The sequence below is a fragment of the Lysinibacillus sp. NPDC093197 genome, assembly GCF_044754025.1.
In the GTDB taxonomy this organism is placed as follows: domain Bacteria; phylum Bacillota; class Bacilli; order Bacillales_A; family Planococcaceae; genus Lysinibacillus.
In genome coordinates, this window is sequence record NZ_JBIVOH010000002.1 from 369,678 (window position 1) to 395,195 (window position 25,518).

The following is a 25,518-nucleotide window of genomic DNA, read 5'->3' on the forward strand; positions in this document are numbered from 1 at the left end:
ATATTTCCTAACATTATATCGTCTGAAACCATCAATTGTAAGGCTAAACTTGTCGTTTCTTGCGCTTACCCGGGAAATTATTGCTTATTTCCTAATCTGTGCAACCTCTTTTCCCAAGAAATTGCCCATTTTTGTTTTTGTTCCATTCGCCATTCCTCAGTCGAAGTAATCAATTGTATGCCTTCTAATGTATAATTAATGGCCTGCTTGTAATCTTTCATTTGATGCTCATAGAGCATAGCTAATTGTTCTAAAGCATGCAACTTTTTTCGTGGCTCTATAAAGTGGAGTGAAGCAACAAAAGCATCGATTGCATCGCTAAATTGCTTATTTTTTTTAAATTGAATTGCCAAATAAAATTGAGCATTGCCCGCTTCTCGCGCATCAAATTGTGTCGTTACCTTTTCTAAAACGTTAACACTTTGGGGGCTTTTCTTTAGATCAGCATACCATTTCCCGATATTCGTGTAAGTATTGGCTGATTCATCGCTCGCCTCTTCAAATAATAAGTTAGTAGAATGAACATACAAGGTTATGAGCGATAGCAAATCCCATTCGTTATGAATAAGGACCTTCATAAGTGCATCAGGCACACCACTTTTCACAGCATCAAGATAAATGATTGGTGCTAAATAGCCAGGGATATCGCCTATACGAGAAAAGCCAAGCTTCTCCTCTTCTACTGATTTTAATTTCATGCGCTCCATATCATTTTTCCATAATCGCTTCGAGCTATGCAGTAAATCTATTTGGCGCTGTGTTCGTAATTTAGGTAATACTTTTTGGTTGAGGGTCCAACGTGTTTCAAGTTGTGGCCAATCAAAACTTTTACCATTATACGTAATAATCGTCGCTGTTTTTTGCCAAAGCCTAGATTCAAATAACAGGGCAGCTTCATGCCCTGGATCTGCTAAAACATATTGAGTTAAGACAAAATCATGATCCGTCAGTTCTAAAAAGCCCAGAAGAAAAATTTGTGTCCCAACACCTTTTAACCCAGTCGTTTCTGTATCAAAAAACAGTACTTGCTCACCCATATTTAATGCATAAGGATGTTCAAAATCAGCACTTTGCCATTTTGTTAGCGCGTCAAAAAATGACTGCAATTGATAGTGACCGTGCTGATAATTGAATGGATAATGCACTTGTCGTTTAAAAACGATGCCAAAGTCATTTTCGATGCGCGTAAGACCTGCCTTTTCCCACTGACCCGCATAGTGAGGAGCGCTCGGCTTTTGAAAGATTTGTTCTTCGTTAGCTACCTGTTTTTCTACTTTTTTTCCTAGCATTTTTTTCATTTGTAGTATTTTATTTTCGTAAGACATTAACTTCACTCATTTTCTGCCTGTAAAATTTTTAATACTTGTGCAAGCTATCTTTTACTTTCATTTTGCAAATAATTAGTCTCATAGATTAAACCTCGAGTCACTTGATATACATGTCTTATTGTGTATCGTGTGAGATCATGATTTAAGCCAATGTTATCATACGTGCCAAAATGAATTTTAATGATTTATCTATGCAACGTTTACTTCTCTATAAATATGTCGCTTGCGAATAAGTTTGTAAGATTAACATTATTAATTATTTCTATAAGAATAGCGCCTCCATGTAAAGGATTTCAAAAATTACGAAGCGCTTATTATAAGATATTTAACAATTAGATTGTTTAATTATAATCATTTGGAAGATGGAAGTAATTACTCGTCTATCTCCCCCAACATATAGATTGTCTAAGTTTATAATTTAAAAGTCTGTATAATTAGTAAAGCACATCTTCTCCCTTATGTAAAAAGAGAGAAGATGTGCTTTTTTTGTTATCAATTCATTGCACGGTACATCAATGCAATAAATTGTGTACATGACACAGGTTCATCGAGTTTAAAATAGCCATCATCCTCCAATGCAATTCCTTGTTTATATAGTTATAGCTCCATCGGTATTCACCTTCGTAGAGTGTTACATTACTTAATAAAAAATCGTTTTTATTACTACTTTCAAACCTTCTTTTGTAAACTAATGATTTTCGTTAAGCAATTGAAGAAGTTTGACAACTTTACTTTTTGAATTAATGATTGATTCTTGTGGACCAATGCAGGATGGGCAACCAGACTTACAAGGACAGGCTGTAATATGCTGCTGTGCCTTCATCACTAAGTCCTCCCATAAATCATAAACTTTGTCACTTAAACCAATACCACCTGGATACTTATCATAGACAAAAAACGTAGGTTGTTCGTTGTGCGTCGCCTTCACTTGTGGCACTACCGCTACATCACTACTATCACATTGAATAAATAATGGGATAAAGGCATTCATCGCATAGGCTGCACCCGTCATAGCATCCGTCAACTCTTCTTCAGTCCATTTTTCCGGCGCTAAAAACGAGAGCCATGAAGAACTTGTATGCATTTCATCTGGCGGGAGATGAATTGGGCCAGAGCCTATGTTATCATGCGTACCAAAGCGAATTTTTTTAAAGATGGTAGCTTGTGCTACTAATCCTACGTCACCAAAACTAATCGTCCCACCTTGGTAGTTTCGGCTTCGATCTTCTTCAAGTACTTTCATTTCCACAGCTAAATTAGCATCCGTGTAATAATCTACATCTACTTCACGCACAAAAGCTTTTTTTTCTTCCCAATCAAGTTTTTCTACTTGGAATTGAATACCCTGGTGCAAATAGATAGCTTCCTCATGTAATAGTGTCATTGCACTATGACGATCCATTTCTCCAATTACCTTTGTACGAGCAGGTACAGTCATATCGATGATAACAACATTTTCTTGAGATGCTGAACGAAGGCTAATATCGTGTGCCGGAAAACGGTCATTCATCCAATGCCACTTTTCACTCGTTTTGAAAACAACACCTTCCTCTGCTAAATACTCGAGTAATTCTTGTATTTCAAATTCTTCATACGAATCATTTGTTGAAAAAGGTAACTCAAAAGCTGCACATTTTAAATGATCCATTAAAATCAACATATTTTCAGGATAAATGCGTGCTTCCTCAGGTTCGCTCCCCAGTAAAAATAGTGGATGATCTACAACGTACTGATCTAGTGCAGTCGATTGTGCTACATATATAATGAGTGCTTCGTCTTGACGACGCCCAGCACGTCCCGCTTGCTGCCATGCACTCGCAATATTTCCCGGGTAACCCGTCATAATGCATGCCTGTAGTTGACCAATATCTACGCCAAGCTCCAGTGCATTCGTACTCACTACAGTTTGAATTGTTCCATTTCGAAGCCCACGTTCAATAACACGTCGCTCTGAGGGTAAATACCCCCCTCGATAGCCACGTACAGATTCGTCTTGTAATTTATTGCGAGTCAGTTCCTTTAAATAGGTAACTATCATCTCAACACGCACTCGGCTTTTTGCAAAAATAATCGTTTGAATTCCTGCTGTATACAGCCTTTTTGCCAAATCACTTACCTCTAAAACTGCACTTCGACGTACACCAAAAGTTTTATGGATAATTGGTGGATTATAAAATAGGAATGTTTTTTTGCCAACCGGTGCTCCTGAATCCGCAATTAACGTTTGCGTTTCGTTCGTTAAATTTTCCGCTAGTTCTTTTGGATTTTTAATGGTTGCAGACGTACAAATAAAAACAGGTTTACTGCCATAAAATTCACAAATGCGTTTCAGTCTTCGAATAACATGCGCTACATGTGAACCAAATACACCCTTATATGTATGCAATTCATCAATAACGATATACTGCAAATTTTCAAAGAGCGACACCCATTTTGTATGATGCGGCAAAATACCTGAGTGCAGCATATCTGGATTCGTCATCACGATATGACCTGCTTTTCGAACCTTTTGGCGTATACCAGGAGCTGTATCACCATCATACGTATAGCTTAAAATGTCCTCTCCACTCTGCTCAATCAGTTCATTTAAATCATTTTTCTGATCCTGCGCTAACGCTTTTGTCGGAAAAAGATAAATTGCACGTGCATTTCGATCTTCTAAAATCTTTTGTAGTACAGGTAAATGATAGCAATATGATTTACCTGAGGCGGTCGGTGTAACTGCAGTAAATGATTTGTGGCTAGTCGCCAAATCAAACGCTTCTCGCTGATGTGTATATAATTGTTCGATGCCACGTGCATGTAATGCTTTGATAAGTGAAGGATGTAGATTTTGTGGAAAAGGAGCAAGTTTGGCATCGCGTCCGTCTAATGTTTGCCAATGAATTATCCGCTCTTTAAGTTCCTCATCATATCGCCACTCATTTAATAACGCACTAATCGTCCGTTTTTTCGATAGCATCGGATTGCCCCTCCTTCACTAAGCGATAAAAATTATTTAGCGTGTAGGAAGTAGAATGAGTTGCATCTAAAAAACGTTTTTTACTTGTTTCTTTATAAAATGATTGCACAACAAATTGCTCCATCGATTCAACCGCTGAAGCAATTTGTCCTGAATGCATATATTTCGGTTTGTTTTTTTGAATCCAAGCATTTGCTTCTTGTTGCCACTCTTTCAATAGTTGATGAATCGTATCAGCATGTGGCTTGACCTCTGCAAAAAAGTCTGGCGTACGATCCTCCTCACGCATTTGCCAAAAGCGTGCAACACATTTTTCACATTCATCTATTAATATGGAAGTTTGCTGTATTAGTAACAATTTCGCACCTCATCTCGTATCAAATGTACCTTTAGCATAATTGTCGCAAGCACTTTTCGTTTACAACAATTAACATGTATTAGAATTAAAGAAAAGTGCTGACTTTCAGGAATGTGTGCCGACCTCTCTTATATCCGACTACCCTGAAAGTTACTTTGCATAATTGCTAACACCCGCTAAAGGCTTTAAATGATTGCATCAAATGAATCATTTTTATTTGTATGAGATTAGTGTACCAAAGTCTATCGTTTTTCACTACTAATAGGCGAACAAGCATTCTTTACTTGCCAGTTCTTTTCTGCTAAGCTTACTTTCTGGCTAACAGATTTGAGCTGCATAAAAAATTGCAGGCTGTGCGCATTGTTTTCCAATGACACTCTCGTTAAAAGTAATTGATTGACTAGATCCAACTGTGCAACTAATTGTCCTAATTTGTTCAATACAACGCCCCCTTTTATCTTTACTTAAGTATTCCTCGCATGTATAAAATAACCTTCATGCGTGACAAAATAAGCGTAAGTTAGCTGAAAGAAGAAGAATTTCGATAAATTTTTAATAGCGACTTCCAATGAGCACTATTAATGAAATTGCTAAAAAAGAATGATTCCCAACGGTTCTAGGAAAAAAGGGGTGTATCCATTTAACAATTTCAATGGCGAATGCAGTTGTTTTATTGGCGAAATTTCTACTTTAAACAGCGAATCATGCAAATCTATCAGCAATAGTAAACATCTTTAGCGCCACGTTCTGCCTGTGGTGAAGTTATACTGAATCATGGTAAACTATTGTGTATAATAGCAGTATTATAGAAGGTGAGCTAAGTGACAATTCGTTATCCAAATGGGAAAGTCTACACCCCTGCTCCAGCTATTCAAAAAGCTGAGAAAAAGGGGAAAACAAAGGATTTTTCCTATAGTAATCGAGGGAAGACGTTAGAAGATGAAATAAATGAAGCAAACGACTTTTATTTAGAAAGGCAACTTGCTATTATTCATAAGAAACCTGTTCCCGTACAAATCGTCAAAGTAGAGTATCCGTCGCGAAGTGCTGCTGTAATTCGTGAAGCTTATTTCCGAACGCCCTCTACAACTGACTACAATGGCGTTTGGAATGGGCATTATATTGATTTTGATGCTAAGGAAACCGCATCCAAGACGAGCTTTCCATTAAAAAATATACATGGACATCAAATGAAACATATGCAGCAAGTGAAGGAACACAATGGTGTGGCATTTATTATCGTTCGTTTTTCAGCATTTGAACGCTATTTTTTAGTGCCATACGAAGTTTTACAAAAGGCCTGGCATGCAATGGACAATGGTGAACGAAAATCGATTCCCTTTTCAACCATCGAAAAGGAAGCTTTTGAAATTCCAACAAGCTATTATCCACGTATCGATTATTTACCCGTTCTTCAGCAGTTCATTGAAGCAACAAGTCATGGCTCTGAAAGTGAGGAGATTAAAAAATGAGTGAACGTCGTCAAACACGCGGAGAGCATCAAAAGGCTCTCGCTCAAAAAAATAAAAAGAAAGCGCCGAAAGCAGCAAAATCTTCGACCAAAACGTGGTTGAAGCGCATTGTCCTAACGATACTTATTATAGGAGTTGTTGGCTTAGTCGGCGGAGCAGGTGTATTTGCTTATTATGCAAGCACTGCACCAGAGCTTAATGAAGATTTACTAAAGGACCCTGTTTCATCTGAATTTTATGATAAAAACGGTGACGTTTTCGCCACAATCGGTGCTGAAAACCGAAAATACGTAACATACGATGAAATCCCTGAAGATATGATTAACGCCATTCTAGCAACAGAAGACGTTCGCTTTTTTAAACATCATGGTATGGATTTTTATCGCCTAGGTGGTGCAATACTTGCCAACTTCCGTGATGGTTTCGGGGCACAAGGTGCTTCAACTTTAACGCAGCAAGTTGTCAAAAACTCATTTTTACAAAATGAGAAAAAATTAAAACGTAAAGCACAAGAAGCATGGCTTGCCTTCCAACTTGAACGTAAATATTCAAAAGAAGAAATATTTGAAATGTACTTTAATAAAATGTTGATGTCAGGCCGTATCTATGGCTTTGGCACAGCCGCTCAATATTTCTATGGCAAAGAGTTAAAAGATTTAACATTGGATGAAGAAGCACTACTAGCAGGCTTAGTACAGCGTCCGAACGCTTACAATCCATTAAAAAATCCTGAACTGGCAGAAAAACGACGAAATACAGTTTTAGGCTTAATGTACCAGCATGGAAAAATTACAAAAGCTGAAATGGAAGAAGCGAAGAAAGTAGATGTGCTAGCAGGTCTTGCAGACGACGCTACACGCCAAACATTTGCTGGCTCTAAATACGATGCCTTCCTAGATATCGTTATTAATGAGCTTGAAAAAAATGGTGATGGCACTGCTATGGCAGAGGGCATTAAAGTTTACACAACACTTGATCCAAACGCGCAGCAAATTGTAGAAAACATCATGAACGATGACAGTAATTTCCCTACAGAAAACATTGAATCTGGTGTTGCTGTCGTTGATACAAAAACAGGTCAAATTCAAGCAGTCGGTGGTGGACGAAACTATGGGAACCGTGGCTTTAACTATGCGGATGACTTAGTAATGAATCATCCAGGCTCTACAATGAAGCCATTACTTGATTACGGTCCTGCTATTGAATATTTAAAATGGTCAACTGGTCAAACACTTGTGGATGATCCAATGAAATATACAGGTACAAATCAAACGATTACAAACTGGGATGGTAAATATTTTGGTACTATGACAGCACGTAAAGCTCTATACGCTTCTCGAAACGTGCCAGCCGTTAGAACATTTAAAGAAGTTGGCGCAGACAAAGCAAAAGAGTTTATTGGCCGTTTAGGCATTGAAACAGAGAATGCTTACGAGGCGGATGCCATTGGTGGTGGTGCCATTACAATGTCCCCTATTCAAATGGCAGCATCTTATGCAGCTTTTGGGAATAACGGTGTTTACACTGACCCTTACGCCATTACAAAAATTGTTTATCGCGATGGTAAATCATCGAAAGACTATACACCAAAGCCTAATGTTGCTATGGAAGAATATACAGCATACATGGTAACAGACATGTTGCGTGATGTTGTCAGCAATAAACCAGATGCATCTGGTACTGCAGCAAATGTTTCAGGATTAGATATTGCTGGTAAAACAGGTACAACAAACTATTCAAACGACGAGTTTAACAAATATAATTTACCAAGTACAAGTGTGCCAGATTCTTGGTTTGCTGGTTACACTACCAACTATTCAATTGCTATTTGGAGCGGTTACGAAAAACGTTCTGACCCAATTACAACTTGGGATGAACGCCGATTACCACAACATTTATTTAAAGATATTATGAAAGATCTTTCTGCGAACATTGAAACAGAACGTTTCAAAAAACCAAGCTCGGTTGTAGAAGCTACAATCGAAGTAGGCTCTAGCCCACTGAAATTAGCAAGTGACTATACACCAAGTGAATTACGTCAAACAGAGCTATTTGTTCGTGGTACAGAACCTACAGAAGTTTCAAATGAATACAAAGCTCCTGAACTTTCTACACCTTACAATGTAAGTGCAAGTTTAGATTTGGCTGGGCAATCTATCAACATTAGCTGGGAACATGATGCGATTCTTGACCCAGAAACGGATGAACCAATGCCGACTACCTTTGAAGTATCTGCTACAAAAGAAGGTGGAGAAACGGTTGTACTTGGAACAACTGAAAGTAAAGGTTTAACAGTTAGCAACACATTAGAAGATGGTAACTACACGATTTCTGTCGTAGCGATTGTGGATGATACGCGAAGTGAACCAGGAACGACATCCTTCCAGATAACGAGTATGCCTGATGAAGATGTAGGTACTGAGGATCCAGATGAACCGGACATTGAACAACCAACACAGCCTGATCAAGGCAATAATGGCAATCATAACGGTAACAATGGGAACAACGGTAATCACAATGGCAATAATAACGGAAATGGAAACAATGGCAATAACGGGAATGGCGGTAACAACGGCAACAATAACGGAAGCCAACCTCCTGTTACGCCAACTGATCCTGTAGTGCCAAACGAGGACGACAATGATGACGGTGAGTAACGATTTAAGAGGTTCTCACTAAAATGAAACAGGTGTAGAAAACGAAATGTTTTCTACACCTGTTTTTTCATAAAAAAAGGTTGTCCTCTACATAACTTAAAGGACAACCCATTTTCTATTAATAGCATATGATTTTTTGATTTGCATCTTCTACGTGCTTTTTTCTTCCTTAGTTTTTGGTTGCCTGTAGACGCAAGCGTGCTGTTCGTTTTTTTGTTTCTTTAAATAATTCATCTAATTGACGATAACACGCATATTGTCCTGGTTTCGTTTTAATAAAGGCCATACGCTCAACCCCATTAATCGGCATTACCTCTTCACCTGCTTCGATAACTAAACGTTCAAACAATATGATAGCCTCTTCCATGAGTCCCTTTGCTTCCCCGTTACGAGCATCATGGGCAGCATGTATTTGAGCTTCCAGCATAGTCCATTCTGTAAACCATTCATCTATTTTTTCTTTTGATATTGCCTCAATGTTCACGCGTTCTTCACCAGCCCTTTTTTTAAACGCTTTTGCCCTTCTCTGCAATCATCGAGTAACGGACATGTTTGGCAGCCCGGATTTTGTGCCTTACAATGATAGCGTCCAAAGAAAATTAACTGATGATGGGTTTTCGACCATTTGTCCATTGGTGTTTTCTTCATTATGGTTTCTTCCACTTCAAGCACGGAATCCTTCCAGCGACATAAACCTAATCGTTTAGATACGCGTTCTACATGTGTATCAACAGCAAGTGCTGGAATATCAAAAGCTACTGATAATACAACATTCGCCGTCTTACGACCAACGCCTGGCAATGTCACGAGCTCTTCCCGACTTGCGGGAATTTGCCCATTATATTCAGTTAAAAGTCGCGCACATAGAAGTTGAATATTTTTAGCCTTATTGCGATAAAGACCTATTGAACGAATATCCTGTTGTAGTTCTTCTAAGCTCACTGCCAAATAATCTTCTGGCTTTTTATATTTTTGAAACAACGTCTTTGTTACTTTATTGACAAGTACATCCGTACATTGTGCAGATAATAACGTGGCTATTGTCAGCTCGAACGGGTTGTCATGCACAAGTTCGCAATGCGCATTGGGAAACATGCGGTCCATTTCAGCTAGACAATGCTCCCACTGTTTTTTTGTTAACATTCCCTAAAAGCCCCCTATTCTCTTTCTTCTAACCAGTTATAAAATGGTACTCTGTTTGTCGACTGTGTTTCTTGCTGTAACGTACGTGCTGGCGGTCTATTCAAGCTTTGTTTCTCACGGAACTGTTCGCCTTGTTTATGTGCAGCTTGTGGTGTCGTAATATTTTTCTTTTTCCACTCCAATAATATCCGATCAATATAGCGAATGCTCAATTTACCAGCAAACACAGCTTCCTTTAACGCCTCTTTAATAAGCGCAGGACTGTGCTTATCCTCATCTAGCCAAAAACCGATTTTTTCTAGCTCTAAAGGAGATAAAAGACGCCCCATTTCCTCTTCAAATAAACGGAATACTTCACCCTCTTCTTGACGAAGTGTAGCTGCTGAATTTTTTTGTTCTTTCATTTCGATCATCTGCAATATACGTTCCCAAAGAGGGTACACCGAATATTTTTCATATAGCGTGCCATTTGAATCGACATCCCGTGTAATCTCAAGAAAGCCCTTTTGCATTAGACGCTGTAAGCGAGAAGTAATATCATTACTAGGCATCGTAAGACGATTCATCAAATCTGTTGGTGTAGGAAAATCATTTCCTTCCACATGAAAGGCAAGTAAGTGCATGACAATCAGCGCCTCATCATCCTCAATATTTAACTCCTTATAAAACTGAAAAAAGAGCTGAGGAATTTGTATAGTTCTCTGCTCGGTCCATGTACGGAGTCGATTATTTTTTGTATTCATGTAGACATGACTCCTTTTTCTAGTAAGTAGAAAAGCCGCGTAGAAATTTCACTACGCGACTTTTAAATTGTTTTCGTTTGTTGCTAACCGATTAAGGGTATAGACGGTTTAATAGACGTGGGAATGGAATAGTTTCGCGAATATGCTCTGTTCCAGAAATCCAAGCCACTGTACGTTCTAGCCCTAAACCGAAGCCAGAATGTGGTACTGATCCTTGCTTACGAAGCTCTAAGTACCATGCGTAAGCATCTAATGATAGATTATGTTCCTCAAGACGAGTTTTTAATAAATCATAGTCATGGATACGCTCTGAACCACCGATAATTTCCCCATAGCCTTCTGGCGCAATTAAGTCGGCACATAATACTACATCATCACGATCTGGATGTGGTTGCATGTAGAATGGTTTGATACCTGTTGGGTAGCACGTAATGAATACAGGTTTGTCAAATGAATTCGCAATTGCTGTTTCATGTGGCGCACCGAAATCATCACCCCATTCAATGTCATCAAAACCTTGTTCATGTAATAGTTTAATGGCATCATCGTATGAAATACGAGGGAATGGCGCTTTAATATTTTGAAGCGTCGATGTATCACGACCAAGTCGCTCTAATTCTAGGGTACAGTTTGCCAGAACAGACTGCACAATATGCTCCACATATTGTTCTTGTACTTCTAAGTTTTCTTCGAATTCTACAAACGCCATTTCTGGCTCAATCATCCAAAACTCGATTAAGTGACGGCGTGTTTTAGATTTTTCAGCACGGAACGTTGGACCGAATGAAAAAACTTTTCCTAACGCCATCGCAGCCGCTTCCATATAAAGCTGACCAGATTGAGAAAGGTAGGCATCTTCTTCAAAATATTTTGTGTGGAATAGCTCAGAAGTACCTTCAGGTGCTGATCCAGTTAAAATTGGTGGGTCCATTTTTGTAAAGCCGTTGTTGTTGAAAAATTCGTAAGTTGCACGAATAATTTCGTTACGAATTTTCATTACCGCGTGTTGTTTACGAGAACGTAACCATAAGTGGCGGTTATCCATTAAAAATTCAGGACCATGCTCTTTTGGTGTAATTGGGAAATCTGTTGCTGCGTGTAACACTTCAATTCCTGTTACTGCTAGCTCACAGCCGAAACTCGAACGTTCGTCTGCTTTCACCTCTCCAATAACGTACATCGAAGTTTCTTGCGTCATACCCTTTGCAATTGCAAAAATTTCTTCGCCTACTTCTTCTTTCACAACAACGCCCTGTACAAAGCCAGAACCATCACGCAGTTGTAAGAAAGCAATTTTACCACTTGAACGTTTGTTAGCTAACCAAGCACCTAGCTTGACTGTTTCTCCGATATGCTGTGGCATATCTTGAATCATAATTTTTTTCATAGAAATCCTCCAAAGTTGGTTAGAAGGATTAGTCTTGCCATTTTGATTTTACAAATGCATCAATACGACGGACTGCCTCTTCCAATAATTCTAAAGATGTAGCATAAGATAATCGCATAGTAGTTGGTGCACCAAAACCAGAGCCTGGAATCACTGCTACGTTTGCTTCTGTTAAAATATCCGCAGCAAATGCATCGACTGAATCATAACCAGTATGTGCCATTGCTTCTGCTACATCTGGTAATAAATAAAATGCGCCTTGCGGTTTTAATACATTGAAGCCAGGAATTGCACTTACTTGTGGATAAATTTTCTCAAGACGAGATTCGAATGCTTGGCGCATTTCTTCTACTGTGTCCTGAGGTCCATTATACGCTTCCACTGTTGCATATTGTGCAGTTGTTGTTGCGTTTGAAGTAGAGTGTGAAGCAAGGTCAGTCATTGGTTTAATAATGTCTGCATCACCTGCTGCATATCCGATACGCCAGCCTGTCATAGAGTGAGATTTTGCTACACCATTTACTACGATTGTACGTGCTTTCATTGCGTCTGAAAGTTGCGCAATTGAAAAATGCTCAATACCATTGTATACAAGCTTCTCATAAATTTCATCTGACACGATTAAAATATCTTTTTCTTCTGCAACAGCAGCAAGTTCTGCTAGCTCGTCGCGAGAATAAATCATACCAGATGGATTGCTTGGCGAGTTAATGATAACTGCTTTTGTTTTATCGGTAACAGCTGCACGTAATTGATCTGCAGTAATTTTATAGCCTTGTTCACGTGTCCCTTCAACATATACTGGCACACCGCCTGCTAATTTCACTTGTTCTGGATACGATACCCAATAAGGGATAGGGATGATTACTTCATCACCTTCATTCAAAATTACTTGGAATAAAGTGTAAAGAATATGCTTTGCCCCAACGCCTACGATAACCTCGTTCGGTTTATATGTAAGATTGTTGTCGCGTTGAAGTTTATCAATAATAGCTTTCTTAAGCACTGGCAGACCGCCAGCAGGGGTATATTTAGTTAAACCTTTTTCCATAGATTCAATAGCCGCATCTAGAATATTGCGCGGTGTGTTAAAGTCGGGTTCACCAGCACCTAGTCCTATTACGTCAATACCTTGCTCTTTTAATTCTTTTGCTTTTGCAGTAATTGCTAATGTTGAAGATGGTGTTAAAGTTTTCACTCGGTCTGCTAATAATTTTTTCATTCGGGATCTACTCCTCTTATAAATTCTTAATGCGCTTCCACCAGTCGCCGTCCTTAAATAAAATATAGACATAGTTGAGTTTATCGTGATTATTTAGGTAAGAAATTTCCCAAACAGCCCCTACCTCCTCATAGCCTAACTTCATATGAAGCACCTTTTGGACATTTCCTTCATTTTTAAAAACCGATAATGCTTGCTTTTCCGTAATACCATCTTTCAAAAATACTTCCTGAATGGAATCCTCTTCTAGATTCGTTGGAACAAAGACAGCCTTTTTGTCACCGTATTCGTCTACCCCGAACACAGTAACATACGAATGTTTGCCATTATATGTGTATGACTCCGTGACAATTGCTAGGGCTTTGGCATCAAGCGCCAACTGTTCAGCCTGTTCTTCAATTGAACTAAATGGAGCCTCGGCTTTCCAGAGTACTAAAATACTAATGACAAGTGACAAGGAAACCATAAAGACAGAAATGAAAATCAACCAGTTTTTCATATATTCACCTTATGTTTCACACCTAGCTTTTTTTTCGCTAAGAATGCCTGATATTTTTGTGTGTCTATAACTGCGCACACTTTCATTTTGCTTACCATTTTTGTCAACCTGCTTTCTTTCCTCATACCACAACATTATACACCAAAATTCTCTTGTCGTGTTTGCTAATTTCATTTATTGTACGTTGATAAACCAGCGTTTTCAAATGATTCGAGGAGTGATTTTCATTTTTTACTCTTCCACTTAAAAAGACTGTACTTTATCGTCAAAAGTTCCTATTTTTTTCACAGTAAAGAAAGGTGTATATTTGTAAAAAAATAACTTTTTTACTATACCCAAAAGGATAAAAGTCATATATAAATATATTCCCACTGCCTTTTGTCGACAGTGGGAACGAGGCTATATCATTTGATAGATTTATTTATATTGAGCTGATGACATAGTTTGCACGACCATTATTTTTCGCTTTGTATAAGTTGCGGTCTGCCTGCTTAAAAAGCTGAATGTATTCATAATTTTCTTGGTCATTCATACAGGCGCCTAAACTAATCTTTAACGGATAACTATCAAAGTCTTGTTCTACTTTTAAAGTTAAAATATAGGCATGTAGCTCCTTAATAAAGTCATTGATAAACAATTGATTATCATGACGAAGACAAACGATAAATTCATCTCCACCATAACGTATAATGACCGCATCTTCATTACGTAAAAAACCCCTTAATCCAGTAGCAAGGAGCTGTAGCACCATGTCACCCAACAAGTGACCATACTTATCATTGTATGCTTTAAAATAGTCGATATCGAGGACAATGACGCAAACATATTGCTGAGAAATTTGTGCCTCCTTTAACCAATCATTTAGCTCACTATCAAGAAAATGACGATTAAGGACACCAGTTAAAGGATCATAGAGTGCCCTTTTTTCCAGTTTCTCTTTTTGTCTATTAAAATCTAAGTTCATGACTTGCTGAAGCAAATTGTCAGCACTCATTTTTTCTGTAAGTTCTATATAAGCTCGTTGCACATCAAAAATCTCATTTCGGTAATCCAATTGATAGAGAACGTTTAACAGCATACGCATGACCCTTTTTGTAATTGGATTATCACCATATGATTGCGCTAAATCTATCGCTTGCTTATAATATTTCACCGCTTCTTCTAGCTTTTGTTGATGTTCATATAAAAAGCCATAGCCAAACAAGGCGGCTACCTTTTCTCGTTTATGATTTTGAATAATATCCGAATTCAATGTATGATCCAATAATGCTTGACCAGTGACAAAATCGCCCTCTAGAATATACACATCAGCCATATTATTATTAATGCGGATTTCTTGTAGCTTCGCCAATTCAGGCTGTGTTTTCTCAAGCTCCTTATTATAATTCCTTGCAATTAATGCAGCATTAAGCGCTTCCTGATAACAGCCATTTTCAACTTCAAGATAACACAGATTGCTATAGCAACGTACAAGCATTTTAATATCTTTTAGCTGTGTAGCAAATTCAATCGATTTTTTGGTCATTTCCACTGTTTTTTCTCTGACACCAACTAAATCGTATATTAAAGACATAACAAGATAATAATTCATAAAATCCTTTGTCGTGCCGTACTTTTGGCAGCACGCCTCATAGTCATGGATGTGGCTCACCATGCTTAATGTATCGCCTAGAGCATGATGAATTAATATTTTTTGGAAGAATAAATCTAGTCCATGCTTATGATTATCATTTTCTAATGCTACTAAAAGTCCCTGTTCAGCAAGATTTAGAGCTTCTGTTAAACGCCCTTTCGTCCGCATTTCCATGATTGTTTTATTTAATTCTTCTAATGTTAACTCCAAATAATCACCACTTCTCTATGCTCGGAATTTTCCTTATCCTTAATACTTTAATGTAGCAGTTAGCCTATACATCAATTATAAGCGAAGTCCATGTCCTCGTCCGTCATTTCAAGCATATCCCATAAATTACTAAATATATCGAATGATAATATTTTAGAATCGAGTGCACGCCATGTTCTATAGTCACAAAAAACGAAGCAATTGTATTTGATTGAAATGACATTTCACCTGTCTTCGCGATTACCTTTAACCTTTACTCCATCAACTTACTTCCGTTTACGTGTAATTAATACAGGGCTAGAATAACAGCTTATTTGCAGGAATTTTTGACATTCAATATTTTTTTATATATATTAGCACAAATAATTCCATTATTGTCCTCGTTTCTCATTGTTTTTACCCATATATTGTAGTTGATTGAGTATTTTTTTGTAAAAACGTGAGGGACGTGATGTTGTGAATAAAAATATTAATCCATCAGATCCAGCAACAATTCCTAAATTTGTAGATGCACTACCGAAGCCTGTTACTGCAAAGCCAAAATACAGTAGCGGCCAGCCGAAGAAAGAATATTATGAGTTGCAGATGATGGAAGCGGAACATTGTTTTCATAAAAACTTTCCGAAATCCACTATTTGGGGATATAACGGACTTTACCCAGGACCAACCATTGAGGCCTCAAAAGACAAAACGATTTATGTCAAATACAAAAATCAATTACCTTTAAAGCATTTTTTACCTGTAGATTTTACTCTCCATGCAGCCAACGATTCACAAGAGGTTAGAACGGTAACACATCTTCACGGAGCCAACGTTGACTGGGAAAGTGATGGTCATCCGGAAGCTTGGTATACAAGAGACTTTGTGTATACTGGTCCGAAATTCAATAAAGAAATACATGAATACACGAATCATCAGCCAGGTACAACGTTATGGTATCATGACCACGCAATGGCATTAACGCGCTTAAATGTTTACGCAGGTCTTGCAGGTTTCTACTTGCTTCGAGATACAATTGAGGAGCGCTCAAACTTACCGTGCGGTGATTATGAATATCCACTATTAATTGCAGATAGATCCTTTAATGAAGATGGCTCTCTCTTCTATCCTGATGAACCACCTTTCCCCGTGCCAGTTCATCCATCGATTACACCAGGCTTTGTGGGAAATACAATTGTTGTGAACGGTAAAGTATGGCCTTATTTAAATGTTGAGCCTCGGAAATATCGTTTCCGTTTTCTAAATGGCTCGAATAGAAGAGGCTATGTCATCAGCCTTTCTAATGAGCAGCCTATGATCCAGCTTGGAACAGATGGTGGTTTTTTAACAACCCCTCACGAAATTTACTCTGTGGAATTATTGCCCGCTGAAAGAACGGATGTCATCATTGACTTTTCAAAGTGTGAAGGCCAGGAAATAACATTAATTAATGGGGATACAGATTTTGTTGACGAGCATACGAGCGTAATTATGCAATTTAAAGTGAATTGCCCACTGCGCTGTGAAGATACGAGCGAAATTCCTGAAAGGCTTGCCGTTTCAATGGATTTACATCCGCACCATGCACATATTGAACGCAACTTACCTTTAAGTGCGTCGACAGATGATTTTGGAAGACCAATGCTATTATTAAATGACCGTATGTACCATGATCCTGCAACTGAAAAGCCAGCTCTTGATAGTATAGAAGTCTGGAATTTTATTAATGCCACTCCATTTATACACCCTATCCATCTACATTTAATCCAATTTAAAATACTTGAACGACGGCCATTCGATGTGGAGCTCTATCAAAATGAAGGAAGGCTTGAATTTACTGGTCCAGCTGAAGAACCACGTGACTTTGAGAGAGGCTGGAAAGATACTGTAAAAGCTGATGCAGGGAAGGTTACAAAGATTATTATGCATTGGAAAGACCATATCGGAAATTACATGTGGCATTGCCATTTTCTTGAGCACGAGGATCATGATATGATGCGACCAATCCTAGTGATGAAAGATGTTCATCCCGTATCGGAGCCACATGTCGAAATAGAGCATACTCCAGCAAACCATAGTGCCACAGTAACAGCAATTCCAACTAATAATGAGAACACTGCCCCACTTTTGAATAGTACTCATAGCATTGCTACGACAACCGATCCAACACAGCATGCACCTACAGTGGCTAACAAGCATGATTTGTCAGTTACTAAAGAGACATTGCCACACGATGCCATTCATACACAAAATGTCTCACAGTTTGTACCTCAACCAATTTATCCTTCAAAAAGAAGCCAAACACAACCTAATATGGCAAGTAGATGGCGGAGAAGACGCTCGTAGTAATCTGCATCTGCCTATATAATGCTAAATAAAAAACCGAGGTATTTGACGTTCACACTGTCGAATACCTCGGTTTGTAAAATTGTAAATAATCGTCAGTTTTTTATTTCCATTTATAGTATAATAAGCTCATGTACAAGGAGGTGGACAAAGTAGATTAAGATAAAATACATATTCTTCACTAACTATAAAGTTATAGCATATGAAGAAAAACAACAAAAAGCGACGTTAGCCTACCAAGCTAAAGCGTCGCAAATATTAAGGAGATTAGCCCCTTCTTTAAACATAGTATTCTATCAAGCTACTAACTATATGCAAACGATAATCACAAGAATATTTAACATAATTATCATCGTAGCATTGACAATTTTAATTCCACAAACAATGGACTTTAATAATCTACAGACGTCAGACTATGTTTTCTTAGCATTATATGTCTTAATTGTGATTCTTTTTGTAGTTAACACCATACTAGAAATAATCAATAAACGGGGTGATAACAATGAGTAATAAAACACCTGACGCAGATAGTCCGTTATTTAAAGTAATGGATATAGCCGAAGCATCCGAATTATGGGGACTATCTCAACCACATATCAAATTGTTATGTAATAAAGGAGAAGTCATTTGTCGTAAGGTTAGTCGTATTTGGCTTCTTGAAAAAAACCAACCTAACCCGAAAAAATACGAATCACATATATGAGACTAATCGACGCCTTAATCTATTACTATTGAGGCGTTTTTAATTTAAATGGAGGCTTTAATAATACTTGTAGACTATTTGTTTACCCTATTATCCATATCATTTTTGCGGTTAATAATATCTTCTTTATAAAACAACCTGTCTCTAGGTAAATCTTTAATTGGTGTTACTACATTACGTTTCACTAAGTTATTCAGATTTTGGCGTGAGCATTGCAGAATATCTAAAGCTTCAGTTGTATTAATTATTTCACTTTGTATAAATCTCGTTAGTTCTTCTTGAGAATTGAAAGTGTAGTTATTAGACATTAAAATTTGCCACCTATCTTTTTTATATTTTTAATCATTGTAACAATTGTTGCACCCATACCTAATAGCGTTATAGCAATTAAAAATCACCTCTATATTAAGTTTACTCACATTCCTATAAATATGTAATTCATTTCTTGTAAGGGTACTTTTTATTATAAAATTAGCTTTTAAAAACCACTTCACCTAAATGTACATGAACAGTGGATAGATAGTAGTAATAACTATTAAATATGATTCAACAAATACAGATACAAAAATTATATAATTTCCTCAAAAACTTTGAATAGCTATCTCACTCCTCATCTCTCACTTCGCTCCAATTGAATGACAGGCAATAATAAATCTAATTGTGTAAAGTCTTCCCCTCGGTACCACTCGAGAATTGAATGGGTTGGCACCCAACTATGTTCGAGGGCATATTGTAGTAATTTTTGATACCCTTCTTTTATTTCCGTCAGATGCTCTTTGAATGGTAGCGCTAGACAGATACAAGCAGGCATATGTTCGATAAAATCAACGTCCGTTAATCCATCTATATTTGTATGTTCTGTTACACCAAAACCGATTTGTACTTTTATCACTTCTTGTCCTGATAAATAATTTACATAATAGCTGTTAATTTGAATATTGTTTTGCTTTAATTCATTGGCTCTTTTCGCAAAATGCTCACCAAACTTCCCCATTGTGGATTGCTCAATGAACCAAATTATTTTTTCTTTGTTTTTATCGATTAGATAGATATCCTCTCGAATGGAATCACTTTCTAAAAACCTTAAGCTAACATCGATGAGCTCCCGTTTTTTCCTTAAAGTACGAATCCAATTATCCATCATTGTTTGACGAGTTACTTCGTCATTTTCTAGTAAATAATGTTGTATGTCCTTAATAGGTACGTCTGCTATACGCAAAGTGGTAATCAATTTCACTATTGCAATTTGATGCGTTGCATATACGCGATATCCATTTCCACTCCGTTCTACTGGCAACAATAAATTTTTCGATTCATAAAAACGCAACGTACTTTTTGAAATTCCTGTTCTATTTGAAAATTCCTGAATGGTCATATAGTTATGCAAGAGCGACACACCTTTCAATATCAATGATAAACCTTCTAGTTACTTGAAGGTCAAGAATTTTTCAGAATTGTTTGAGTGCCTGTCACTCTAATTTAGCACGCTATTTTCATTTCATATTCAGTTCATAAATGCATGCTATAGTAAAGTCACACAAACAATGATTCTATTGTTTAGCGTAATCAAGGAGGATAATTATTAATGAATAACACAACAACTAAAGAAGTACCAATAAAAAATTGGCGACGCTTTGTGGGGCTTGTAAAACAGGCGCAACCACCGATGCTTTTGTTAATAATCGCTTTATGTATGAGTATAGCGACCACTGGCGTAGGATTTATCGTGCCACTGTTCACTAAAAAATTAGTAGATGGCTTTTCGTTACAATCCCTTAATTATTGGCAAATTATTTTACTAGGAATAGCTTTTATCGTGCAAGCCATCGCCAGCGGACTTTCCATTTATTTTTTAAATCGCGTTGGTCATCAGGTTGTGGCAAAATTGAGAGATCAATTATGGCGCAAATTGCTCCATTTACCAATCCCTTATTATGATGATAACGATACTGGTGAGACGTTAAGTCGTGTAACAAATGACACAGCTGTAGTAAAAGAGCTAATAACTGAACATCTTGCAAATTGTTTAACAGGTGTTATTTCGATTGTCGGTTCTGTCATCATTCTATTATTTTTAGATTGGAAAATGACATTAGTTATGCTCATTGCTGTTCCTCTCGCGATGATTATTTTAATGCTATTAGGAAAGCGTATGTTTGTCATTTCAAAAGGTATGCAAGACGAAACCGCTAAATTTACCGCTATTCTTAATCAAGTGTTGCCTGAGACACGTTTAGTAAAAGCTTCAAATGCTGAGAATATCGAATATGAACGTGGCAAAAAAGGCATTACTAATCTATTTAATTTCGGTCTGAAAGAAGCAAAAATCCATGCACTTATTTCACCTTTAATTTCATTCGTACTAATGAGTGTGCTTGTAGCAATCATTGGCTATGGCGGTGTTCGTGTTTCATCTGGTGAACTTACAGCTGGTGATATGGTTGCCTTTATTTTATATTTAATTCAAATCATTATGCCGATGACGCAATTAACGATGTTCTTTACCCAGCTCCAAAAAGCGATGGGCGCTACAGAACGTATCAGTGCATTACTTGAGCATGAAGAAGAAAACATTTATGAAGGACGACAATTAGATACTGTACATGAACCAATCCATGTCCAAAATGTAGATTTTGCTTATGGAGAGGAACCAATTTTATCAAATATCAACTTTACAATTGAGCCAGGTAAAGTCACAGCCATTGTCGGACCGAGTGGCGGAGGAAAGACGACGACTTTTGCGCTGTTAGAACGCTACTATCAACCAACAAATGGCTTGATTACACTTGGCGATACACCGATTGATACATTTTCACTTCATTCGTGGAGAAATCAAATTGGCTATGTCGCACAAGAAAGTGCGCTTCTATCAGGAACAATTCGTGAAAATATTTGTTACGGCATTGCCAGAGCTGTTTCAGACGATGAACTTGAACGAGTGGCAAAAATGGCCTACGCCGATCAATTTATCAATGAACTGCCAGATAAATTTAACACCGAGGTCGGCGAACGAGGAATAAAGCTTTCAGGTGGACAACGACAACGAATTTCGATTGCGAGAGCCTTGTTACGTAATCCTCAAATTTTAATGCTAGATGAAGCGACTTCTAGCCTTGATAGTAATTCAGAAATTTACGTACAAAAAGCACTGGATAATTTAATGCAAGGACGAACAACACTCGTAATCGCCCACCGTCTTTCTACTGTCGTAGATGCCGACCAAATATTATTTATAGAGAAAGGCCATATCACAGGCTGTGGGACACATGATACATTATTTGAAACACACGATATGTATAGAGAGTTTGCTAAACAACAATTGCGCATTAAAGATTAAAGACGAAAGGATTTGTTATCATGACAAAACTATTAGTTGTGGATGATGATGACCATATTAGAGAATTAGTAAAAGTATTTTTACAAAATGAAGGTTTTGACGTAATAGAAGCATTGGACGGTGTAGATGCACTGTCCAAATTGGATACAGAAAAAATCGACATGGTGATTATGGACATTATGATGCCTAAAATGGACGGTTGGCAATTATGTAAGGAAATCCGGACATTCAACAGTGATTTACCGATTTTAATGCTAACCGCTAAAGGTGAAACAGCACAGAAGGTAAAAGGATTTAACCTAGGGACAGACGATTATTTAGTCAAACCATTTGAGCCTGTCGAATTAATTGTTCGCGTTAAATCCATTTTAAAACGGTATCGTATTGCACTCTCTCAAACGATTGAAATTGGAAATGTTAAAATGAACCGCCATACATATGAGCTATTGTATGACGGTGAAAGCACTACGTTACGTCTAAAAGAATTCGACCTATTATTTACATTAGCAAGTTATGCGGGAAAGACATTTTCCCGTGAGCAGCTAATTGAAGAAATTTGGGGATTTGACTATGAAGGCGATGAACGTACCGTAGATGTTCATATTAAAAGGTTGCGTGAACGATTCCCTGAAGAAAAAAGTGGCTTCTCTATCCGTACGATTCGTGGACTTGGCTATCGCTTGGAATTAGCACTATGAAATATTGGAAATTTTTCTTTAAGCTCCTGATGATTTTTATCATGTTTCTGTTAGCGAATATATTATTTGCCTTTATTTCCTTCCACGTAACTTCTTGGCTATTTCAGCGGGTGGACATACATCTTCTAGGTTTTTGGCGACAATTAACTACAGTTCTTGGTGTATTTGTACTATTTGCTTGCACTGCCGCCTGCATTTTTTTAATCGGTTTAAAAAGACAGCACAATTATTGGGATACGATTGTTGATGCCATTGGACGAATGGCTAAAGGAGATTTCAATGTACAGTTAGATAAAATGTCTGATGATGAAAATGATCATTTTGGCCAACTAATTAGTGGGATTAATCATATGGCTGTTGAATTAGGCGAATTAGAACGTATGCGTCAAGAATTTATTTCAAATGTTTCGCATGAAATTCAATCGCCCCTCACCTCTATTAATGGTTTTGCAAAGGCATTAAAAAATATGGATTTAACTGAAGAGAAACGTCAGCACTATTTAGCCATTATCGAAATGGAAAGTCATCGTCTATCAAAAATCAGTGATAATTTGTTAAAGCTAACGTCATTAGAATCACAGCACCATCCATTTGAACCGAAGTACTATCGACTAGATAAACAGTTGCGTAATGTTGTTTTAGCTCTTGAGCCTAATTGGTTAGAAAAGCAGATTGATATTGATATTCAATTACAACACATAACGATTAAGGCTGATGAGGACTTAATGAACCAAGTGTGGATGAATGTACTCAGTAACAGCATCAAATTTACTCATAATAATGGCCAAATCCGTATTTTGATGACCGCCCAAAATGACACAGTGATGGTGAGCATTCGTGATAACGGCATCGGCTTAACAGATGAGCAACAAAAGCATATTTTTGAACGTTTTTATAAAGCAGATCAATCAAGAATCGCTGCAAACGGAGGTAGCGGACTAGGATTATCCATTGTAAAAAAAATTACTGATATGCACAAAGGTACTATTACTGTCCAAAGCAAACTTGCTGAACATACAAAATTTTTGATAACACTCCCTTTAGATAGTGTTGATACAAATAATTAAGAGCATAGGATGTGAAAGTTGTTCACCCCTATGCTCTTTCGCTTCTTCTAATACGCTACTTGTCTAAAATACTGATAAACTTTTGCTAACTTTTTTTGTTGTCCTCCCTTTTTACTTTCCATATTCCCAAATTCAAAAAACTTCACTTTCTTAATTCCAACAAAATTAAACAATGCTTTTCGCATTAATACTTTGTGAGCATTATTCAACCATAAAAGCGGATATTTAGTAGGGCCTTTCATAGTCGAAACACAAACGACTGACTTCCCTTTTAAGAGACCATCAGGAAACAATCCCTTTTTATCTCTATAGGCAAAATTGGATGCAAATAATTGATCAATATAGCCTAAAAGCATTGCTGGCGGTCTTCCCCACCAAATTGGATAAACAAAAACAATCTTATCTGCCCAAGTTATTTGTTCTCTATATTTCTCTAGTTTTGGATCACGATACATATCACGACGTCGTCTATGTTCATTAAAGTGTAAAATCGGATCAAATTTTTCTTCATATAAATCAACCACTTGTAATTCATTTATGTACGGATTTTCATTGCATCCTTTAACAACTTCCTGCAAAAAAGAATAATTCAAACTTTGATGATTTGGATACGTATAAATAATTAATGTTTTCATAACTGCCTCCATTACTTATCATTTGATAAGTAAATAATACGCAATACTTATTTAGTTGTCAAATGATAATTGTTTTAAGATAAGTTATTTGTTATCTTGTCAGTAAGAGGTGAGATATTTGGACAAGAATGCATTATTCAATCAATTTGTTACATTTACAGCAACCGTTCATCAAGTAACAACTGAGTTAACACAAAACGTTAAAACGGACGCCATAACTCCTGTTCAATATAAAATTCTTGAACATATAAAAGTAAGCCAGCCTGTTACGACTACTGAAATTAGTGATTGTCAGCAAATGTCGTTACCGAATACAAGTCGAGAGCTTAAGAAACTACAAGAGAAAAATTTAATTGAAAAAATTAGTGATACAGAGGATCGTAGAAAACATTATGTGCGCCTCACCGAAGATGGCGAACAAATGATGGATGAGGCTTTTCGATGTATTGAAGTCCGTTTTCAACACCTTATTCAAGATGTTTCAGAAGAAGATTTAGAAGAAATTAAGCACGCATTAGATATTTTGCAGCAGAAGGTTTTTAAACAACAAGGTAAGCTTTAAGACGCATGATTTACTTCCGTTAATTGTTAGGACAGACTATAAGTGTGACCTCAAATGCAATTTGATTTGAGGTCACCTTTTTTCGAGGTTTTTAATTAGTTTAGCTATGTAGATTAATAAACCAATAATTGTTAGTGGAATTGAAATTGCGACTAATGTAGCAAAAAATGCAAATATATCTCCAACAAGTAATTTTGGCATTATTAAAATTCTCTCCTTTTTTAACTTTTGTATATCAAAGAATACCGAAATTTTATAGTACAGACCTCCCGTATATTTTTATGTAATATATTACTTTTATCTTATCAAATCATTAAAATTAACAAAAGTTAAAAATATATAATAATTAAATAATTCAGAAATTGTTCATATTATTTAAATATAGAATACTTGTTTATTTACAATGTAATTCAACAATTGGTTTACATACTTTAAATTTTAAAAAAGATATCGCCAATTTCACCTGCCCATGCACTAAAGTTCATTGTTTCACAACGTCTTATCGTATTCTGCATGTACAGGAAAGAGTTTGCTTGGATTTATCACATTTATGTAAATGGCAAAATACCGTGCTAAG

The 25,518-nt window shown here is 37.0% G+C and carries 23 protein-coding genes; 8 read left to right on the forward strand and 15 right to left on the reverse strand.

Translation table 11 applies throughout. The features are described from left to right. Positions 1-77 precede the first annotated feature (77 nt). The 4 genes from ACIP9G_RS07725 to ACIP9G_RS07740 form a co-directional block, all read right to left on the reverse strand. Positions 78-1,325 carry a ribonuclease H-like domain-containing protein gene (locus tag ACIP9G_RS07725; RefSeq protein ID WP_401018633.1) on the reverse strand — a complete coding sequence of 416 codons (1,248 nt, stop codon included), beginning with the start codon at positions 1,323-1,325 and terminating at the stop codon, positions 78-80. Positions 1,326-2,016: 691 nt separating this feature from the next. Further along, on the reverse strand, positions 2,017-4,290 hold the full coding sequence (locus ACIP9G_RS07730; protein ID WP_401018634.1) for a DEAD/DEAH box helicase: 2,274 nt from the start codon (positions 4,288-4,290) through the stop codon (positions 2,017-2,019). Beyond that, complete coding sequence (locus ACIP9G_RS07735) at positions 4,265-4,648, reverse strand: YppE family protein (protein ID WP_401018635.1); 384 nt, start codon at positions 4,646-4,648, stop codon at positions 4,265-4,267. Before ACIP9G_RS07735 ends, ACIP9G_RS07730 begins: the two co-directional genes overlap by 26 nt. A gap of 242 nt (positions 4,649-4,890) precedes the next feature. Next, complete coding sequence (locus ACIP9G_RS07740) at positions 4,891-5,088, reverse strand: endonuclease (RefSeq protein ID WP_340825073.1); 198 nt, start codon at positions 5,086-5,088, stop codon at positions 4,891-4,893. 381 nt (positions 5,089-5,469) lie between these two features. Here ACIP9G_RS07740 and recU point away from each other — a divergent pair, with 381 nt between their 5' ends. Together recU and ACIP9G_RS07750 are read left to right on the forward strand one after the other, a co-directional pair. Next, positions 5,470-6,120, forward strand: a complete 651-nt coding sequence (gene recU, locus ACIP9G_RS07745) for a Holliday junction resolvase RecU (protein WP_340825074.1) — start codon at positions 5,470-5,472, stop codon at positions 6,118-6,120. After that, positions 6,117-8,777, forward strand: coding sequence for a PBP1A family penicillin-binding protein (locus ACIP9G_RS07750; RefSeq protein WP_401018637.1), 2,661 nt, complete (start codon positions 6,117-6,119; stop codon positions 8,775-8,777). Before recU ends, ACIP9G_RS07750 begins: the two co-directional genes overlap by 4 nt. Positions 8,778-8,946: 169 nt before the next feature. Here ACIP9G_RS07750 and ACIP9G_RS07755 read toward each other — a convergent pair whose 3' ends face one another. The 7 genes from ACIP9G_RS07755 to ACIP9G_RS07785 form a co-directional block, all read right to left on the reverse strand. After that, positions 8,947-9,261, reverse strand: coding sequence for a YpoC family protein (locus ACIP9G_RS07755; RefSeq protein WP_401018639.1), 315 nt, complete (start codon positions 9,259-9,261; stop codon positions 8,947-8,949). Next, positions 9,258-9,920, reverse strand: coding sequence for an endonuclease III (gene nth / locus ACIP9G_RS07760; protein WP_340825079.1), 663 nt, complete (start codon positions 9,918-9,920; stop codon positions 9,258-9,260). Before nth ends, ACIP9G_RS07755 begins: the two co-directional genes overlap by 4 nt. Before the next feature lie 14 nt (positions 9,921-9,934). Further along, the gene (locus tag ACIP9G_RS07765) at positions 9,935-10,663 is read right to left on the reverse strand and encodes a DnaD domain-containing protein (RefSeq protein ID WP_340825080.1); all 729 of its coding nucleotides are present in this window, start codon (positions 10,661-10,663) and stop codon (positions 9,935-9,937) included. Between the two features lie 91 nt (positions 10,664-10,754). Then, entirely contained in the window at positions 10,755-12,050 is a 1,296-nt protein-coding gene (gene asnS / locus ACIP9G_RS07770; protein ID WP_340825082.1) for an asparagine--tRNA ligase, read from the reverse strand. A gap of 28 nt (positions 12,051-12,078) precedes the next feature. Next, on the reverse strand, positions 12,079-13,272 hold the full coding sequence (locus ACIP9G_RS07775) for a pyridoxal phosphate-dependent aminotransferase (protein ID WP_340825083.1): 1,194 nt from the start codon (positions 13,270-13,272) through the stop codon (positions 12,079-12,081). Between the two features lie 16 nt (positions 13,273-13,288). Then, positions 13,289-13,771, reverse strand: coding sequence for a cell wall elongation regulator TseB-like domain-containing protein (locus ACIP9G_RS07780; protein WP_340825084.1), 483 nt, complete (start codon positions 13,769-13,771; stop codon positions 13,289-13,291). A 421-nt stretch (positions 13,772-14,192) separates the two neighbouring features. Beyond that, positions 14,193-15,614 (reverse strand): tetratricopeptide repeat-containing diguanylate cyclase, encoded by a 1,422-nt coding sequence (locus ACIP9G_RS07785; protein ID WP_401018640.1) that lies wholly within the window; start codon positions 15,612-15,614, stop codon positions 14,193-14,195. A gap of 456 nt (positions 15,615-16,070) precedes the next feature. On the opposite strand from ACIP9G_RS07785, the gene ACIP9G_RS07790 reads away from it, so the two are divergent. Both ACIP9G_RS07790 and ACIP9G_RS07795 read left to right on the forward strand, forming a co-directional pair. After that, positions 16,071-17,939, forward strand: coding sequence for a multicopper oxidase family protein (locus ACIP9G_RS07790; protein ID WP_401018642.1), 1,869 nt, complete (start codon positions 16,071-16,073; stop codon positions 17,937-17,939). 502 nt (positions 17,940-18,441) lie between these two features. Beyond that, on the forward strand, positions 18,442-18,642 hold the full coding sequence (locus ACIP9G_RS07795) for a helix-turn-helix domain-containing protein (protein ID WP_401018644.1): 201 nt from the start codon (positions 18,442-18,444) through the stop codon (positions 18,640-18,642). Positions 18,643-18,716: 74 nt separating this feature from the next. Here ACIP9G_RS07795 and ACIP9G_RS07800 read toward each other — a convergent pair whose 3' ends face one another. Together ACIP9G_RS07800 and ACIP9G_RS07805 are read right to left on the reverse strand one after the other, a co-directional pair. Next, complete coding sequence (locus ACIP9G_RS07800) at positions 18,717-18,950, reverse strand: DNA-binding protein (protein ID WP_401018645.1); 234 nt, start codon at positions 18,948-18,950, stop codon at positions 18,717-18,719. A gap of 302 nt (positions 18,951-19,252) precedes the next feature. Then, entirely contained in the window at positions 19,253-20,053 is an 801-nt protein-coding gene (locus tag ACIP9G_RS07805; RefSeq protein WP_401018646.1) for a MerR family transcriptional regulator, read from the reverse strand. 174 nt (positions 20,054-20,227) lie between these two features. Between ACIP9G_RS07805 and ACIP9G_RS07810 the strand changes: the two genes are divergently transcribed. Genes ACIP9G_RS07810 through ACIP9G_RS07820 form a run of 3 tightly spaced genes read left to right on the forward strand, consistent with a single transcriptional unit; the run spans position 20,228 to position 23,744 of the window. Then, positions 20,228-21,979, forward strand: coding sequence for an ABC transporter ATP-binding protein (locus ACIP9G_RS07810; protein WP_401018647.1), 1,752 nt, complete (start codon positions 20,228-20,230; stop codon positions 21,977-21,979). A 17-nt stretch (positions 21,980-21,996) separates the two neighbouring features. Then, entirely contained in the window at positions 21,997-22,677 is a 681-nt protein-coding gene (locus tag ACIP9G_RS07815) for a response regulator transcription factor (RefSeq protein ID WP_340826492.1), read from the forward strand. Continuing rightward, complete coding sequence (locus tag ACIP9G_RS07820) at positions 22,674-23,744, forward strand: HAMP domain-containing sensor histidine kinase (protein ID WP_401018648.1); 1,071 nt, start codon at positions 22,674-22,676, stop codon at positions 23,742-23,744. Before ACIP9G_RS07815 ends, ACIP9G_RS07820 begins: the two co-directional genes overlap by 4 nt. A gap of 47 nt (positions 23,745-23,791) precedes the next feature. Here ACIP9G_RS07820 and ACIP9G_RS07825 read toward each other — a convergent pair whose 3' ends face one another. Then, the gene (locus ACIP9G_RS07825; RefSeq protein ID WP_401008130.1) at positions 23,792-24,379 is read right to left on the reverse strand and encodes an NAD(P)H-dependent oxidoreductase; all 588 of its coding nucleotides are present in this window, start codon (positions 24,377-24,379) and stop codon (positions 23,792-23,794) included. A 118-nt stretch (positions 24,380-24,497) separates the two neighbouring features. On the opposite strand from ACIP9G_RS07825, the gene ACIP9G_RS07830 reads away from it, so the two are divergent. Continuing rightward, entirely contained in the window at positions 24,498-24,941 is a 444-nt protein-coding gene (locus ACIP9G_RS07830) for a MarR family winged helix-turn-helix transcriptional regulator (RefSeq protein WP_401018650.1), read from the forward strand. A 72-nt stretch (positions 24,942-25,013) separates the two neighbouring features. Here the strand turns inward: ACIP9G_RS07830 and ACIP9G_RS07835 are convergent, their stop codons facing one another. Continuing rightward, entirely contained in the window at positions 25,014-25,142 is a 129-nt protein-coding gene (locus tag ACIP9G_RS07835) for a hypothetical protein (protein ID WP_340825097.1), read from the reverse strand. Between the last annotated feature and the right edge of the window lie 376 nt (positions 25,143-25,518).